A 15,122-nucleotide genomic window follows, 5' to 3' on the forward strand; every position below is an offset into this window, starting at 1 on the left:
CAGGAGACCGTGCCTCATGAGGAAGAGGCCGTCCATTGTTCAACTAAAAAAGACTTTTCTCGCTCAAACGTTTGACAGAGTGCTTCCACACGCTCTTCAGACTCCGCAGAGGTTAGACCTTGAGTCTCCAACACAAAGGATGCCGTTCTACCTAAATACAGAGGCGTCAATGCTTTCAACAGATGATCATGAATGAGCACCCCTCGGTGATGGGACACAGCAGCTTCTAGCACCAACCGCGTCCAAAGATCGTCGGGCACTCGAAACGATTTGGTTTCCACCTTTTGCAATCGTCGCAACGACTCCATGATGGACGGTGAAAAAATTTGCTCCCATATCGGGGCTAAATCTTCGACGCCTTGTTGAAACGTCGACACCATTCGATCCGTGTTCACTTGGACGGGTTCCAACGCTACTTGGTATTGAAAACCAAACAACCGCACCGCATTTGACCCATCCACGTTTTTCCATGTCTGATGATGCTCTTCCATTAACGAAAACAAGGCCCCGACCACTTCCACCAACATATTGGTTAAATCTTGAGAGGGATCTTTAGGATTATGGATTTTGGCGCCCAGGAAACTTTGGCAGACCCGTGCCCCACTGGCAATCGCTTCCGTGGTCATCCAAATATCAATCCCGAATTTGGCCACTTCGGATTCCCACACATTTTTCTCCAGGTAATGTTCAGCGAGTTGTCCGGAAAATCCGAAATCTCCACCGATAGGCTGCCGAATCCTCACACCGTAGAGCATGCGGGTCAATGGATACACAATGGAGTTGGTAATGGTGCCATCATATTTATGACGCAAATAATACGGCGCCACATAATCATACCCTTCATTCATCACGGGACTCAGAAGCAATTCCATCCATTCTGGCGTAATACTTCTCAAATCAGAGTCCACAACCGCACAAGCCTTCGCCTTCAACCGACGAGCCACCTCGAATATCGTGCGAAAGGCACTGCCCTTTCCCGGAATTCCTAAATACGATGTCACAATTTTTCGCAGAGGACTGGGCTGTGCGGTGACCAGCAAGGCTCCAAGATCCACACTGGCATTCGCAACTACATCAGGAGTTCCGTCAAGGGACCCGCCATCCGCATTTACCAATACGGCCCGAGCCCCGGGAAAATATTTGGCTAACCCTGCGGTGACGGCATGCACCACATGGGCGATGGTGTCGGCATTATTGAAACTCGGAATACCCACCAAAATGTCGGTTTCTCCAATGTCCTGAACTTTAATCTCAGCCTCAGGGGTCAAGAGGAGGTCAAGTGTATCCATACAAACAGTTCACCTTTCGAAGTCATCGCTCGACAAAGGAATAAAACCACCCATTGAGCCTGCCGCTCAACAGGACGGTTAGGGCTCAGGGGCAAAGGTTTGAATCAGGGCAGAATAGAGGTCGGCTAGGCCAAAAGGCAAGAGATTATGTTACCCGAAGAGACGAGAAAAGGTCTTGATACTCGCGAACAGCTTGGTCCCAGGAGAACCGGTCCAACATCTGGAAGCCATGATGCATCATCATGGCATACCCACCTTGGTCAGAATGATAGAGGTCAATCGCCCCACTCAAGGCCCCTTCCGCTGCCTGGACCATAGAGCGAAACAAGGGAATGGGCAACCGATCCTTTAATCGGTCCCCTCCTGGCCAATAGGCACAATCTAAGATTTCTCTCCACCCTTGGGCCGTTTCTTTTACGGTAAGACCTGATTCCCGAAAGAGAAACCCAGTGGGATGATCTCCTTCCTGTTGATAGGGCTTGCGCAATTTCCTGACGGCGGCCGTTAATGAAACCCCGGGATAGGGCACAACTTGCTGTACCAACCCACCCGTAGCCCTTGCCACCACGGGGGTTCCCACGGCGTATCCTTCCGTAGCCCCACCAAAGGGTTCATAGAAGGAACACATCACCAAGAAAGAGGCCCCACGTTGCAATTCCATGTAGCCTTGTTCCATTCGAAAGGGAAACACTTTGACTTCGCCCTTTCGTCGTTCTGCCAGATCCTGCAAAAATTGCAATCCCTCCGCCCCTTCATCGCCGGGAATGGGGGTAAAAACAAACCGCGCTTGTCCAGGGGGAATACGATCGATCACAGCAGCCGCTAGGTCATACCCCTTTTGTCGCGGATCATCCCGACCAAAGAAGAGAAACACCGGACCATCAAAGTTCTCAAAATCCAACGATCCCCATGCTCGCTCAGGGGTATATGTTTCCAACTTTGAAATCATTTCACGACGTCGTTGGAATTTTTCATCCAACAGGGCCGAGAAATCACCCTTTGTCGCCAAGGCTCTGGCGTCAGACGAAAAATGTAATGGACTAAATAACCCGTTATTGATGCCTCGAATAGTTCGCTGCTTAAACATCTTTTGCAGATGAGGTGCAAAGATCTTCTTATGCACGGGTTCATGGGTTAATTCCTGCGCAAAATGCTGTGAGACGGTGCAAATCGGTCCGTCAAGAAAGGGACCAGCTTTGGTCAGCAGGGTCGAACCTGACAACACACGGGGAAACATTCTTTTCATTTCCACACGACTCACGGGTTTGTCATATGAATTGTGCAGCGTTAAGACACAGGTCACCTCAGATAACCGAGCATCATTCTTGGTAGTAATCGCACACCCTGCGGCCTCCCAATCTTGAAGGCACAAGGTCACATTACTCGTCTTTCCCAAAGCCACAAGGACTTCGGGCACAGCCGATGAGAAAAACAATGAGTCCTCCAGTAATTGTTCCGGGTGCGCTGGGTCTAAGTAAGGATTACAAGGTGCCTTCATTCCGGGAGGATCTCCGCAATCACAGGGTGAGTTAAAAAATTCTCTCGAATCCAGCAAATAGGTCGTAAACCCCTGGGTATCACGATTCTGAAAAATCTCCACCTCATGCCTTCGCCCACCATATCTAAGCGAACACGTGAGACCCGTCGATTGAATCGCCTCCATGAGTTTCGGTTTACACTTAGTAATCTCACGAAAAAATGGGGTAATCGTGACGCAGCAATCATCACTTAGTTGGGCCATGCGCTTGGGCAACAGACGCATCACCGCAGCCAACCCGCCGAGGGGCGCGAATTCGTTTTCGAATGACACAAAGACAATGGTGTTGATTGGATTACGCACAAAGACCACTACACAGGTGAACGCTCATGAAAGGAGCCCTAATAAGACCTCAGGCGTTTTTGGCCAAAACTCACGAAGATGAAAGAGAATAGTTTGAACCCCAAAAGCCCCCTGTATGGCAAAGACAAGTGAAAAAAATGAAAAAGGCTTCACCCCCTCAGTCCCCAATTGGGCAGGAGTGAAGCCTCGTTTCTTTCATGGGTGAGCTTTCCGAATCTATTGTACGACTATGTGGCCACGACGGTTTTTCTGCCAGCACCATTCTTGTGAAACTGAACAAGACGGTCGTTCTTTGCCATAACTCACAATACGGATTCGCGATGGAGACACCCCAAGATCCGTGAGGTAATTTTTCACGGCCTGAGCTCGTCGCTCACCTAGCACCAGATTATAATCCCTGGTCCCACGCTCATCACAATGCCCTTCAATGAGCACGCTGGAATTTTCATATTTCCCATTTAACAATTGAGCATTGGCCTGTAAGGTCGACACTGCATCGGGTCGAATCACATATTGATCAAAATCAAAATACACATGTTCTAGCTCCATGCCTCCATCGCTCGACACGACTTCTTGGGAGTGCCCTCCCATATCATCGTGACCTAATGGCTCCATGGTGTCCTGAGTTCCGCTATGATCTGGAACCTGCACAACTTCATCACCGGCACCCGAAGATCCGCTCATCCCTTCGCCAGAGTCTCTTGTATCACTCAAAACTGTACCGGAATCTGACGATCCGCTAGAACCCATGTTCAAATCTGGCGTAAAAGGCGCATGTCCAAGATTAGGTTGAGGTGGCCCCTCAGGAACAAAGTCTGAAGGCGTGAGCCCCTGAACAAATTGTTGACCTTCATAGCCGGAAGGACCACCTGGAGATGATTCAACGATAGAATCAGCCGATCCCGAAGGGGTGGGAGGTGGACTACTTTCTGCCATCCCTCCCCCGGTCTCTCTCATATCGGCAATGGTGGACTCACCAGAAGTATCTCCCCCAAAACTAGAACCCTCACCTCGTAGAGTAGGAAGCGGGGGACCCTGCGGAACGAAATCAGAACCCACCCTCATGGAAGAATCTGCAGTTTCGGTTTCCGATCCTCCATCCATGGCAATTGAACCTTCACTTAAACCCTGTCCAGTAAGAGGAATCCCTCCTTGCTCGGACCCAGAACTTTTTGCTTCTTGAAGTGCAGCCTGCTTCCGTGCCAATTCTTCTGCACTCATGACTTCTGCATGCTTCGTCGTTTCACACCCAGTGAAAAACATCATCATGGCTGCGGCCGCTACAATAAAGGCAGCAGCACTTTTCCCTTTACTCATACAGAAAACTCCTTTCATCGAGACCCCTTTCACCGGGCACAATTGGTAAACACAATAGTTGTCACGTCCCTTTGGCCTATTGCATACCATTCTACACATGGGCAAGAGGCTCTTCCTCTTGGCCCTATGTAGGAAACAGAGACCACCATTTTCTGATATTATACGTGTATTTATTAATGAATAAGAGAAAATTGTCAACGAATGAATGAAATTTCCAATAAACTCCCTGCAGCACAGCCGCGCCTTGACTGAGGAATTTTCCGGTCAGTATGATTTGAATCCTTCCCGTTGCCCTCATGGTATCTGCCAATTTTTCAGTGACAACGTAAGCGAGCGTACGAGACCCGACAATTAGCGCCAATAGCATGATTACGGTTCAACACATCACCAAACGTTATGGGTCCCATGTGGCCATTGAAGACGTCACCTTTGACGTGAACCAAGGGGAGATCTTGGGATTTCTTGGACCCAATGGCGCAGGAAAAACCACAACCATGCGCATCATCACCTGCTTCATGCCTCCCAGCAGCGGAAGAGTTGAGGTAGCGGGGTTCGATTGCCTGGAACACCCACAAGAGGTAAAAAAACGCATTGGGTATTTACCAGAAACTCCCCCATTATATCAGGAGATGACGGTCACGGAATATCTCCGGTTTGTCGCCGAGTTAAAACGGCTTCCTACCTCCAGGATTCACGGACGCATGGCGCAAGTCATCGAGCAACTTGGTCTCGGCGAAGTCAGCCACCGAGTCATCAGTCATTTGTCTAAGGGATTTCGGCAGCGGGTAGGATTGGCCCAGGCGTTGATTCATGACCCCCCGGTATTAATCTTAGATGAACCGACCGTGGGCCTCGATCCAAAACAAATTATTGAAATTCGAGAATTAATTCGTGGTCTCGCCGGTTCCCACACCATTATTTTAAGTACGCACCTGTTGTCGGAAGCCACCACCATATGTGATCGTGTCGTCATTATCCACCGTGGCCACATTGTGGCTGAAGACACCCCGACGCAACTCTCCTCCCGATTGCGACAATCGGAAAAAATGAGCCTCACAGTCAAACACCCTCCGGATGATTGGCACGATCGGCTCACAAAGATTCCAGGAGTCCTGCATATCGTCCCTGGACGAACGCCAGAAACCACCATCATAGAATGCCAACTCGGCCAGGACCTTCGGGAAGAAATCGCACAGTTTGTTGTGAATCAGGGTGTTGGGCTCTTAGAGTTGAAACCCCTGTCCCTTTCCTTGGAAGAAGTGTTTCTTCAACTCACTCAGCAGGATGAACCACTAATCACCGAACGAGCAGCCACACCCAAAGAAGAGAGCTAGCAATCAGCATGACACCAGTCAACACCCTCATCGCCAAAGAAATCAGATGTTTCGTGGTTTCCCCTGTCCTGTATGTAGTTGGAGCGGTCTTTTTGTTTATTGCCGGATTCTTAGCTCACCTCATGGTGGTCAATGCCGGGCAACAAGCGCTCCAGTTTTTACAAATGCAAAATACCTATGCGCAACTCAACCTCAACGAACTCGTCTTCCGCCCTATCTTTCAGAGTTTGGCGATTGTCCTGATTTTCCTGCTTCCCATGCTTACCATGCGTCTTTTCGCGGAAGAACGGAAAATACGAACCATGGAATTGCTGTTGACCTCTCCCATTGGGATTAATGAGATCATCTCCGCCAAGTTCATGAGCGTGCTCCTGATTTACCTCGGTCTCCTGGGCTTCACCGGGCTCACTCCGGTGGTATTATCCTTTTATAGCGAGTTTCACTGGGATCCTATTCTGACCGGGTATCTCGGGTTGGCCTTGCAAGGCGCATTCTTTTTATCTTGTGGCGTGCTGGGATCCACCCTGACGGAAAATCAAATTGTGGCCGCATTTCTGAGTTTTGGGATTATTATCGTCTTTTGGCTACTTGGAGGACTAGGGTCCATGCTGGGTGATACAACTCTGGGAAATATCATTTCGTATCTATCCTTTGTCGAACATTACGATCGTTTGGTTCGGGGATTGCTGGAAGCCAAGGATATCGTCTATTACCTCTCGGGTACCATTCTGATGTTGTTTATTGCTCACCGAGTCGTGGATTCCCATCGATGGCAATAACCTCAATCATGCGATGGCTCGGCATCCTCGGAGTCGTACTCGCCTTGGGAGGATGGGTGCTTTCAGAAATCGATCCATCACGACCAGGGACAGTGGCCAGCTTGGAGGGCCTTGGGTTGCTATGTCTCGCAATGTACTTTGTAGGCAATTGGCAACGACTCAAGACCTTTTCGACACAACGATCCACCAAACTCGGGTTTAATAGCCTCCTGGCGATCTTCTTGATGATCGGGATTTTGATCATCGTCAATTTCCTAGTTATCCGCCACGGAGGACGATGGGATTTATCTGAAACGCAACGCTTTTCTCTCGCACCCCAAACTTTTCAGGTCCTGGGTCAACTCAACCAGGATGTCCATGTTCGGGTCTTTGCCCATGAACGCAGTCCAGGGTTCGGCGCCTATCGAGATTTGCTGGACGCCTATACCCACATTACTCCGCATCTCCTGGTGACCTTCATTGACCCCGAGAAAGAACCGCAGATTGCTCAAGAATTCAACATTACAAAAATCGACACCGCGGTATTTTCAAGTGACGTCCAAACCATTCAAGTGAGCAAACCCACGGAAGCAAATCTCACGAGTGCCCTCATTCGAGTTACCAAACAGGAAAAGAAACGGATTGCCTTTCTAGAAGGACATGGCGAACGACGAGTCAAAAATTCCGAAAGTGGCGGACTTTCGTTTTTGCGGGAACGACTGGAATCACAAGGTTACGAGGTTGACCGAGGATTGCTCACCGAAGATGCGGTCATTCTTCACAACACCACGGTGTTAATCATTCCCGGACCGCGCGAACCGATACCACAGTCACAAACCGCCCTCCTGAAGAATTTTGTGGAAACAGGCGGTCGTGTCTTGTTCTTGATTGATCCCCAAACCACGACCGGCCTCACCTCCCTCTTCGCGCAATGGGGAATCACCTTAGGCCCTGGAATCATTGTTGATCCCGAGGACCGTGTTTCCCAGGGAAGCCCCACGGCATTACTTGTTCGACGATTTACCAATCACGGAATTACCCAGGGATTTACCTCTCCGATTCTCATTCCCGTTTCACAAAGCCTGAGTTTCGATCAGACCACCGCCTTAAAATGGACGTTTACGTCGCTCACTCAATCTTCAGAAGAAAGTTGGGCGGAAACAAATTTCTCCCAAAACACACCCACATTCGAAGAAGGGGAAGACCGAAAGGGCCCCTTCACCATCGCGGCCGCCATGGAATTTACCCAAGGAAACAAAGCGGCTGAACCACATCCTGCGATAGTCATCATTGGCAATTCGGCCTTTGCCAGTAATGCTTATGCCAAGTTTCCCGGGAACACTGACTTTCTGTTGAATGCCATATCTTGGCTCGCACAGGAAGAAGCACTGATCTCAATTGCAGCAAAAGAGAAGACCTTTGCGCCATTTATTCCAAACCCGACCCAGGAACACATGTTACTGGCAGTTCAAGTCTTTTCCGTTCCCCTTCTGCTCTTGTTTCTTGGCATGACCATTTGGCGACGACGGAGTCAGTTGTAACCTACGCCGAGAAACGCGAAAATCATTAAGGTACGAAAATAGAATGACTACCTCATGACCAACTATCGAACAACCATTTTGCTCGCCATCATCTTCGCCGGTCTTGGAGTCTACCTCTATACCATCGAAGTCCCGACGATTGAACAAGAAACCATTGAGCAACTGGAAGTTCAACGTCTCCTGCCTTTTGATTATCGGGATGTCACAGAATTCCACCTCACCACCCGTACCGAATCCATTCGTCTGACAAGAGACGATCGCCGCCGATGGAGCATTGTGGAACCGGTACAAGCCAAAGGCGATTCACGAGAAGTTGAAAACATCCTTCGCGCCTTGGAAATCGGGAAAATTTCACGCGTGCTTCAAGAACAAGAACAGGACCTTAGTCAATATGGTCTCGACTCCCCGAATGCCACGATTCAACTGACCGCCGGGGATCAATCCGAAACCCTTCACCTTGGCGGGGTCGCACCCTTAACCTCTACATTGTATGGCCAACGACAATCGGATAAGCAGATTCTTTTGACTACCTTATCCGTCTCAGACTTTCGGCGAAAAACTCTTTTTACCTTTAGATATAAAGACGTGATGTTTTTTGATCGAAACCAAGTCGAGCGCATTCAGCTTCAAACTGGCTCTCAAGAAATTGCCCTCCATCGAATCGCCTCAATTCATGGTCTCACGGGCAATTGGCGATTTTCCACCCCCTTCGAAGGGCCTGCGGATAAAACCTCTGTAGGGCTCCTGCTTATGACCCTGGAAGACTTATCAGCCGTTGACTTTATCGATGCACAAACGGAGAAGGAGGCCTTGCTCAAGCAATTTCCCGAACCGATGTTGACAGCCACGCTTCATACTGGCCAACGAAGCCACCTCGTGGCGTTTTTTCAACCTTCGAACAACGCTAAAAACGCGTACGCCGTCACTTCGGCCGATCAACCCATTTACCAGATCTCGCCCGCAGTGCTCCAAGGCCTTCCCAAGAGGGCCTTCGATCTTCAAGACAAACGATTGTTTGGAATGGAAATGGCAGAGATCGGACTACTGACGGTCACGACTCCTTCAAAGACCTATACGGTTGTGCAGCAGCATGGGGAATGGTTTTTGGATGGGGCACCAGACCAACCCATTAATCAACAAGAAATAAAATTATTTGTGAGCCGGGTCGTCGACTTACCTGCTGAATTTTCGGTGAGTTTTGAGGAGGAAGGGTTGCAGGACTATGAATTGTCTACCCCCGCTATAACCATTGTGGGAATTGATACCAAAGGCCGCCAACGAGGTAATTTAGCCTTGGGTAAAAGTGAAGGCGGCTTAGTTTATGCGATGGGGTCGGGATTACCTGGGGTGTATCAAGCGAGATCGATTATTCTCACCCAATTCCCGTCTTTATAACTTTAGCGGTCCGACGGAAGTAACAGGTGAGCCCCGCTTCTCTGGAATTCGACTAGGTTTCGGGTGAACTTTTTCCTCGATATCACCTCCACCCTGCTCGCGAAAAACAACTATTTCTTCTTTTCTTCTTGCTCCATTTTCTGAAAAAACCGATCCGAGTCCCCTCTCATTTCTTGAGTCGTTCGAGAGGTAGACGGTTCTTCCGGAGTTGACGAACACCCCACTCCGAATAACCAAACAATACTCAACATCACAAGAACACAGATTGGATTTTGTTGACTTGGCATGGTCCTCCTTCTCCCTCATCATTCATTCGCTTTTTTTCAACCGCTGTCCATTCGTGAAAGCCCATAGCGACCATTTCAAGGCATTCCCCATTCACCCAGCATAACTTGTCCAAATTATACTCAGATTCAACATAATCGGCGAGTATTTAGTTTGACGGCTTCTTGGTCATTTGATAGCGTTTTTTGACACTGGCCTCCAAACCAATACTGATCCGCATATATGTCACTTCCTACACTTCTCCGCTCCCTTCCCTTATTTGCGCCACTCTCGGAATCGGATTACGAACTTCTCTTAAAAGACATTCAAGAAATTCCCTATCGCAAAGGGGAATATATTTTTCGCGAAGGCGACCCAACAGAATGGTTTCATATTGTCAAAGAAGGCACGGTCAAATGCGTAAAATCTTCCACGGATGGCCGAGACATGACCTTGAAGGTCCTCACCCCTGGGGACCTCTTCTGTTGCGAAGCCTCGGTCTTTGAAGGCTCAGCCCACCCGGGTTGCGCCAAGGTGTTAGATGGGGCCACCGTCCTCAAAATCCCCAAAGCCCGTTATTTAGAAATTCTTCGCCGCAACCCCGAGATGGCGATTGAGGTCATCCAATATCTCGGAGAACGATTACGGGAAGCCCAGGACAATGCCAAATCCCTGGTGTTTCACCGAGCCGAACGACGATTGGCCTCGATCCTTCTTTCCTTGGCCAACAAGGCTGGGAAACCCAATCCCGAAGGCATTCGACTTCAAGCCAGGCTGACTCGTCTGGACTTGGCTGATATGGCTGGGTTGACAGTGGAAACTACCACACGAATCATGGGCCGCCTCAAAACAGACAAAATTGTCATCGGTAAAGCCAAAAACATCATTATTTCCGACATCAAATCTCTCCAAGCCTTGGCAAACCCCCCACAGAATCCTTCACAAAAGGAGGAATTTACTTCCCCCCTGTACAAGATTAACCCCTCAAAAACATGACATAAATCATATTTTTAATTTTATTTTTCCTCTACACTTTCCAGCACTTAACTTTTTCACTTAACGTTTCTGCCCCCAATTCCCAATTAAGGAGCCAAATATGTTTTTTCTTTGGAAGATCCGTTCGTGTTTTGCAATTGCCTCTCTGCTCTGCCTTCTGCCATTCGGTGCCCTGGCAGAACAACCCACGATTCAGGCCACATTAACCTTTGCCCCGAAGGTACCACCTCCAATTTCCAGATCGACTCAAGCGCGTGTCGTCGTAGACTTTGAAGCCAATGAATTCACTGGAGAACTCACTCACGGCGAGCAATATACCTATTGGGGGTTTAATCAATCAGTCCCGGGGCCAATGATTCGGGTTCGTCAAAATGACACCGTGGAATTTCACCTCAAAAATCACAAGGACAACCGATTTCCACATAACATTGATTTGCATGCAGTGAACGGGCCTGGTGGGGGAGCTGCCGTCAATCTTGTCATACCAGGGAAGAAATCAATCTTTTCGTTTAAAGTTCTCAATCCAGGATTGTATATCTACCACTGTGCATCCCCCGTTCCTAATATTCCAGCACATATTGCCAATGGCATGTACGGAATGATTTTAGTGGAACCCGAGCAAGGGCTCCCCAAAGTGGATCGTGAATTCTACGTACTGCAAAGTGAGTTTTTCACCCAACCCTCGACTCAACCCGACCTGCTGGAACTGTCGATGGAAAAAGGATTAGCAGAACATCCCGACTATGTGGTGTTTAATGGAAAGGACGGTGCCCTAACCGGCGATGGAGCCTTAAAAGCCGTGGCTGGGGAAACGGTGCGTATGTTTTTCGGCAATATCGGCCCGAACAGCATCTCCTCGTTCCACATCATCGGTGAGATTTTTGATACCGTGTATATTGAAGGATCGCTGAAAGGGGCAGTCAATCATAATGTCCAGACGACGGTCGTACCCTCGGCTGGATCGACGATTGTCGAATTTATAGTGGATGTGCCTGGTGATTATTTACTCGTAGACCACAGCATTTTCCGCGTAGCGAAAGGTGCAGTAGGCTTTTTGTCGGTAACCGGCAAGGAAAAACCTGACATTTTCAAAAGTATTCAAAAGTAGTAACCCTAACGAGAAAACGTGAAGCGTAATGCGTGATATTTTCAAGGTCATAACAGCTTGATCCACGCGTTACGCATTACGATTGACGGCCATTACGCGGGATTGGGTGCCATAAACACCAGTACCCGCAAACGGGCTCCAGATGTGTTGACAACCCCATGTTCCTCGCCGGCCGGAGCCATAACTCCTTGACCAGGTCCTAGCACCTGCTCTTGGTCTCCAACCCGAAATGACCCCTGCCCATCCAGCACCAAATACACCTTATCTTGATCAGCATGCGCATGGGCTTTTTGCTCCTGTCCTGGCTCAAAACAATACACATCACAAAAAAAGCGAGAGGTTTGGAACAGATTATGTTTTTTCATTTTCTCGCTGGAATACGCTTGATAGTCCGCCAGACTAATTACCTTCATCCGATCACCTCCCGAACCTATACAAAATTTTCGTTGATAGCCAATAGCGTATTATTCTAACAAAGCCGCGCCGCCCACCCAACCATCTTTTGGCCATTCTCAAAGATCAGATAACATTATTGCTAGTTTCTGTCAGGGCTTTTTACCCGAAGCAGATGGCCGGCTAGAATTTGCCTCAGATTTCTCCGCATGTTAGCGTGAAAAGAAAATAGCACTGGTCATTTATTGTTTATGTAAGAGGAATTTCATGAATCTTCTGAAGATTTTTCGAAATCAAGTGATATGGACGGCAGGGCTCCTGCTGCTCCTTGCCAGCCCACTTCAAGCCGAGGACAAACTTCCAGGCGATTACCGGCTTATGGATGAACCGGAAATTCACACCAAGGGCAAAGTCGTCCTCTTAGAATTTGCTGATTTTTATTGCCCCCACTGCCACATGTTTGAAAGTGAAGTTGTCACACAACTTAAAAAAGAATTTGGAGATCGGTTAGAAGTGCGAATGGTTGGGTTCCCTGTCATGCGTGGAAAGCTCCCCACGGCCTTCGAAATGTACGAGCAAGCTAAATCCATGGGCAGGGGTTCTGAAATGAAATCCGTCCTATTTCGCACCATTCATAAGGACAAAATTCATATTTTTGATCGAAGCCTGCGAGCCCTCTTAATCCGTGAAGTCGGACTCAATGTAAAAGACTTTGAGACGGGAATGTCTAGCGGGGAACCTTATAAGGAATTAGAACAAGGGAAAAAATGGGGAGAACGCATCGGGGTTACTCACACTCCGACCATCGTGTTGAACGGTAATATTCGTGTGGATAAAATAGATATTGAAAACCTAAGAACCCTGATCATAGGAATTCTCAAGCAAGATCAAGCCGGCTAGATACAGGCAATGTAAGAACAGATTTATCATTCATCCAACAGATGTCTCCGTAAGTTTTTCTTGCCATCCCAATGCCGTTCATTTTCATTGACCTGGTTTTTTCGGCTTGCAGCACCAAACTTGATGGGTTCTTTCCCACGCACCTAACCTTGGCTCATCACCCTCGACAACCCCCTCAGTATGCCTGCTATAATCAGCCTCTTGTGTCCCTTTGGATGAAGGATTACGAATGACATTAGATTCCATAATCCACCATACATTCTTTTTTCGCCACCGGAGGAAACCGCATGGGAAAGAAAAAATCCCCCAAAGTATCATTTCCTGAAATGGAAGCTATGCTGGAAGGCATGCAGGAACTTCTTACAGATGAAAATGGGAACCCGCTTCCACCAGATCACCCACAGGTTTTAAAACTCAAAAAATTGGCCGAACAGATTGGGCAAGGCCTGGAAGATGGTGAAGATTTTGCTCCCATTCACGGAAATGCCTGATTCCTGACCTTAGGCTAGACTTCTTTTACGATTTTGCCTAGAGTGCTTATTTGCACCTGGACACATGCAAGGATTCAAAACTGACATGCACCATGCTTGACTATACTTCTCAAACAACCGATATTCACTAAACAATCAACCATAAAAATGCGGAGAGGTGGCCGAGTGGCCGAAGGCAGCGGTTTGCTAAACCGCCGTAGGGTTAACCCCCTACCGCGGGTTCAAATCCCGCCCTCTCCGCCATTTTTTTATCGATTTGACCACCTTTTAATGCATAAACCTCCTCTTTATGGCCACAAGGAACAGTTATTCAACTTTGTGTATCTCCTCTTCTTGGTTCAGGCTGCAATCTCTATTCAAATTTGTTGTCTACCCCTGCCTAAGACTCTTAATTCAATGTTTTTTACTTCAAAACCGAATGCGCCATGCGTGAGCAACGGTGGGAATCACACAATTCACTGAGTTTTGATGAGGTTCTGGCAACCCTCACCCGTCTAGAACAACACGGACTCCGCCCTGTGGATCCAGAAAAAGAGGGGATCTGCTATGTAGAGGAATGGCAGGTGAACTCACCAGATCGCATTCAAGAACTAGATCCCTGGCCAATCGAAGATGTCACCATGATCCATATGGTGGATAATTGGCAGGGCGATTTTTTCCTGTTTGCCGGAGGCTACCACACGATTTTTCAACAATACCAATCCGTGAGTACCTATTGTTCAATCAGTCATCCCTGGCATCTCCCCGGACACCTTGTAACGATCTTGCCCCAGGCAATGTTTTGGGTTGGATTTCGTCATACCCACTCCTTCATTCGTATTCGTCTCCATACTAGTGAAGTGATCGCTCCCGGAGATACTTGGATTCAACACCAGCCAGCCATTTGGATTGACGAACGTCAGCAGGCCTTTCAATCGGCTATTGACCTTTTGGAGCTTCCCATTGAAATTGAATCCAAGAACAATAGGATCACTCTCCGATCAACCCAGGAAGAAGTCCCATTTTTTTGTTCCTGGGCAGATGCCTTTGGACCTTGTCAATTTGAATTTAATTCCTCTGACCCCTTCGCATTCCTTGTCCCGGCAAGTAGCTTAGCCAGTACCCATCAACTCCCTACGGCCAAGATTCGGACATATCTTACCGGGTTCACGCAAAAGGCCCTCCACGACTTCCAGGAGCTAGCCCCCGCAAGCCGTTTTGCCTATCGATGTTCTGGACATATTTGCCTCACTGAGCTTCCTGACATTCTTGAGATAGTTGGAGAAAGTGGACGCCTCTATACAACGATTTGCGAGTTTCATACACAAAGCATTCTTCCGGGCCACAAAGATGCGGCCGCAGTCGTGGGCATTATGACCACGGGCAATCAATATCAACTTGAAGTGCGCTTCAACCTTATGCCCCTACCCAAACCCGACATGGACGCCTGGCTTGAAGAGGTACTAGGAACTCCCATGACCTACGCCCCACTACCTGTGTTTCCGTAAACCAAATCG

The 15,122-nt window shown here is 48.4% G+C and carries 14 protein-coding genes and 1 tRNA gene; 10 read left to right on the forward strand and 5 right to left on the reverse strand.

Annotation, left to right across the window (positions count from 1 at the left end; translation table 11 throughout):
- Positions 1–14 precede the first annotated feature (14 nt).
- The 3 genes from PPG34_RS05420 to pal all read right to left on the reverse strand — a co-directional run bounded on the left by PPG34_RS05420 (position 15) and on the right by pal (position 4,446).
- On the reverse strand, positions 15–1,289 hold the full coding sequence (locus PPG34_RS05420) for a glycosyltransferase family protein (protein ID WP_313832129.1): 1,275 nt from the start codon (positions 1,287–1,289) through the stop codon (positions 15–17).
- Positions 1,290–1,434: 145 nt separating this feature from the next.
- Complete coding sequence (locus PPG34_RS05425; RefSeq protein WP_313832130.1) at positions 1,435–3,129, reverse strand: glycogen/starch synthase; 1,695 nt, start codon at positions 3,127–3,129, stop codon at positions 1,435–1,437.
- Positions 3,130–3,345: 216 nt separating this feature from the next.
- Positions 3,346–4,446, reverse strand: coding sequence for a peptidoglycan-associated lipoprotein Pal (gene pal, locus PPG34_RS05430; RefSeq protein ID WP_313832131.1), 1,101 nt, complete (start codon positions 4,444–4,446; stop codon positions 3,346–3,348).
- A 365-nt stretch (positions 4,447–4,811) separates the two neighbouring features.
- On the opposite strand from pal, the gene PPG34_RS05435 reads away from it, so the two are divergent.
- Genes PPG34_RS05435 through PPG34_RS05450 form a run of 4 tightly spaced genes read left to right on the forward strand, consistent with a single transcriptional unit; the run spans position 4,812 to position 9,474 of the window.
- A complete protein-coding gene (locus PPG34_RS05435) occupies positions 4,812–5,780 on the forward strand; it encodes an ABC transporter ATP-binding protein (RefSeq protein ID WP_313832132.1) in 969 nt (322 codons plus the stop codon).
- A gap of 8 nt (positions 5,781–5,788) precedes the next feature.
- On the forward strand, positions 5,789–6,559 hold the full coding sequence (locus PPG34_RS05440; protein ID WP_313832133.1) for an ABC transporter permease: 771 nt from the start codon (positions 5,789–5,791) through the stop codon (positions 6,557–6,559).
- Positions 6,550–8,079, forward strand: coding sequence for a GldG family protein (locus PPG34_RS05445; RefSeq protein ID WP_313832134.1), 1,530 nt, complete (start codon positions 6,550–6,552; stop codon positions 8,077–8,079). The genes PPG34_RS05440 and PPG34_RS05445 overlap by 10 nt, the downstream gene beginning before the upstream one ends.
- 54 nt (positions 8,080–8,133) lie before the next feature.
- The gene (locus PPG34_RS05450) at positions 8,134–9,474 is read left to right on the forward strand and encodes a DUF4340 domain-containing protein (protein WP_313832135.1); all 1,341 of its coding nucleotides are present in this window, start codon (positions 8,134–8,136) and stop codon (positions 9,472–9,474) included.
- Positions 9,475–9,584: 110 nt separating this feature from the next.
- Here the strand turns inward: PPG34_RS05450 and PPG34_RS05455 are convergent, their stop codons facing one another.
- The gene (locus PPG34_RS05455; protein ID WP_313832136.1) at positions 9,585–9,761 is read right to left on the reverse strand and encodes a hypothetical protein; all 177 of its coding nucleotides are present in this window, start codon (positions 9,759–9,761) and stop codon (positions 9,585–9,587) included.
- A 220-nt stretch (positions 9,762–9,981) separates the two neighbouring features.
- Between PPG34_RS05455 and PPG34_RS05460 the strand changes: the two genes are divergently transcribed.
- Positions 9,982–10,734, forward strand: coding sequence for a Crp/Fnr family transcriptional regulator (locus PPG34_RS05460; protein WP_313832137.1), 753 nt, complete (start codon positions 9,982–9,984; stop codon positions 10,732–10,734).
- Positions 10,735–10,834: 100 nt separating this feature from the next.
- Positions 10,835–11,842: a copper-containing nitrite reductase gene (gene nirK, locus PPG34_RS05465; RefSeq protein WP_313832138.1), complete on the forward strand. Its 1,008-nt coding sequence runs from the start codon at positions 10,835–10,837 to the stop codon at positions 11,840–11,842.
- Positions 11,843–11,934: 92 nt separating this feature from the next.
- Here the strand turns inward: nirK and PPG34_RS05470 are convergent, their stop codons facing one another.
- Positions 11,935–12,255, reverse strand: a complete 321-nt coding sequence (locus PPG34_RS05470; protein WP_313832139.1) for a cupin domain-containing protein — start codon at positions 12,253–12,255, stop codon at positions 11,935–11,937.
- Between the two features lie 247 nt (positions 12,256–12,502).
- On the opposite strand from PPG34_RS05470, the gene PPG34_RS05475 reads away from it, so the two are divergent.
- From PPG34_RS05475 to PPG34_RS05490, 4 genes are all read left to right on the forward strand, one after another.
- A complete protein-coding gene (locus tag PPG34_RS05475) occupies positions 12,503–13,135 on the forward strand; it encodes a DsbA family protein (RefSeq protein ID WP_313832140.1) in 633 nt (210 codons plus the stop codon).
- Positions 13,136–13,422: 287 nt separating this feature from the next.
- Complete coding sequence (locus PPG34_RS05480; RefSeq protein WP_313832141.1) at positions 13,423–13,626, forward strand: hypothetical protein; 204 nt, start codon at positions 13,423–13,425, stop codon at positions 13,624–13,626.
- 151 nt (positions 13,627–13,777) lie between these two features.
- Positions 13,778–13,869 (forward strand) — tRNA-Ser (locus PPG34_RS05485).
- A gap of 182 nt (positions 13,870–14,051) precedes the next feature.
- Complete coding sequence (locus PPG34_RS05490) at positions 14,052–15,113, forward strand: hypothetical protein (RefSeq protein WP_313832142.1); 1,062 nt, start codon at positions 14,052–14,054, stop codon at positions 15,111–15,113.
- Positions 15,114–15,122: the final 9 nt, after the last annotated feature.

It is taken from the genome of Candidatus Nitronereus thalassa (assembly GCF_032191465.1).
In the GTDB taxonomy this organism is placed as follows: Bacteria; Nitrospirota; Nitrospiria; order Nitrospirales; family UBA8639; genus Nitronereus; species Nitronereus thalassa.

Coding starts and splice junctions, on each gene's coding strand:
- PPG34_RS05420 (WP_313832129.1), bottom strand. CDS start 1,289: ATGGATACACTTGACCTCCTCTTGACCCCTGAGGCTGAGATTAAAGTT.
- pal (WP_313832131.1), bottom strand. CDS start 4,446: ATGAGTAAAGGGAAAAGTGCTGCTGCCTTTATTGTAGCGGCCGCAGCC.
- PPG34_RS05435 (WP_313832132.1), top strand. CDS start 4,812: ATGATTACGGTTCAACACATCACCAAACGTTATGGGTCCCATGTGGCC.
- PPG34_RS05440 (WP_313832133.1), top strand. CDS start 5,789: ATGACACCAGTCAACACCCTCATCGCCAAAGAAATCAGATGTTTCGTG.
- PPG34_RS05445 (WP_313832134.1), top strand. CDS start 6,550: ATGGCAATAACCTCAATCATGCGATGGCTCGGCATCCTCGGAGTCGTA.
- PPG34_RS05450 (WP_313832135.1), top strand. CDS start 8,134: ATGACCAACTATCGAACAACCATTTTGCTCGCCATCATCTTCGCCGGT.
- PPG34_RS05455 (WP_313832136.1), bottom strand. CDS start 9,761: ATGCCAAGTCAACAAAATCCAATCTGTGTTCTTGTGATGTTGAGTATT.
- PPG34_RS05460 (WP_313832137.1), top strand. CDS start 9,982: ATGTCACTTCCTACACTTCTCCGCTCCCTTCCCTTATTTGCGCCACTC.
- nirK (WP_313832138.1), top strand. CDS start 10,835: ATGTTTTTTCTTTGGAAGATCCGTTCGTGTTTTGCAATTGCCTCTCTG.
- PPG34_RS05470 (WP_313832139.1), bottom strand. CDS start 12,255: ATGAAGGTAATTAGTCTGGCGGACTATCAAGCGTATTCCAGCGAGAAA.
- PPG34_RS05475 (WP_313832140.1), top strand. CDS start 12,503: ATGAATCTTCTGAAGATTTTTCGAAATCAAGTGATATGGACGGCAGGG.
- PPG34_RS05480 (WP_313832141.1), top strand. CDS start 13,423: ATGGGAAAGAAAAAATCCCCCAAAGTATCATTTCCTGAAATGGAAGCT.
- PPG34_RS05490 (WP_313832142.1), top strand. CDS start 14,052: ATGCGTGAGCAACGGTGGGAATCACACAATTCACTGAGTTTTGATGAG.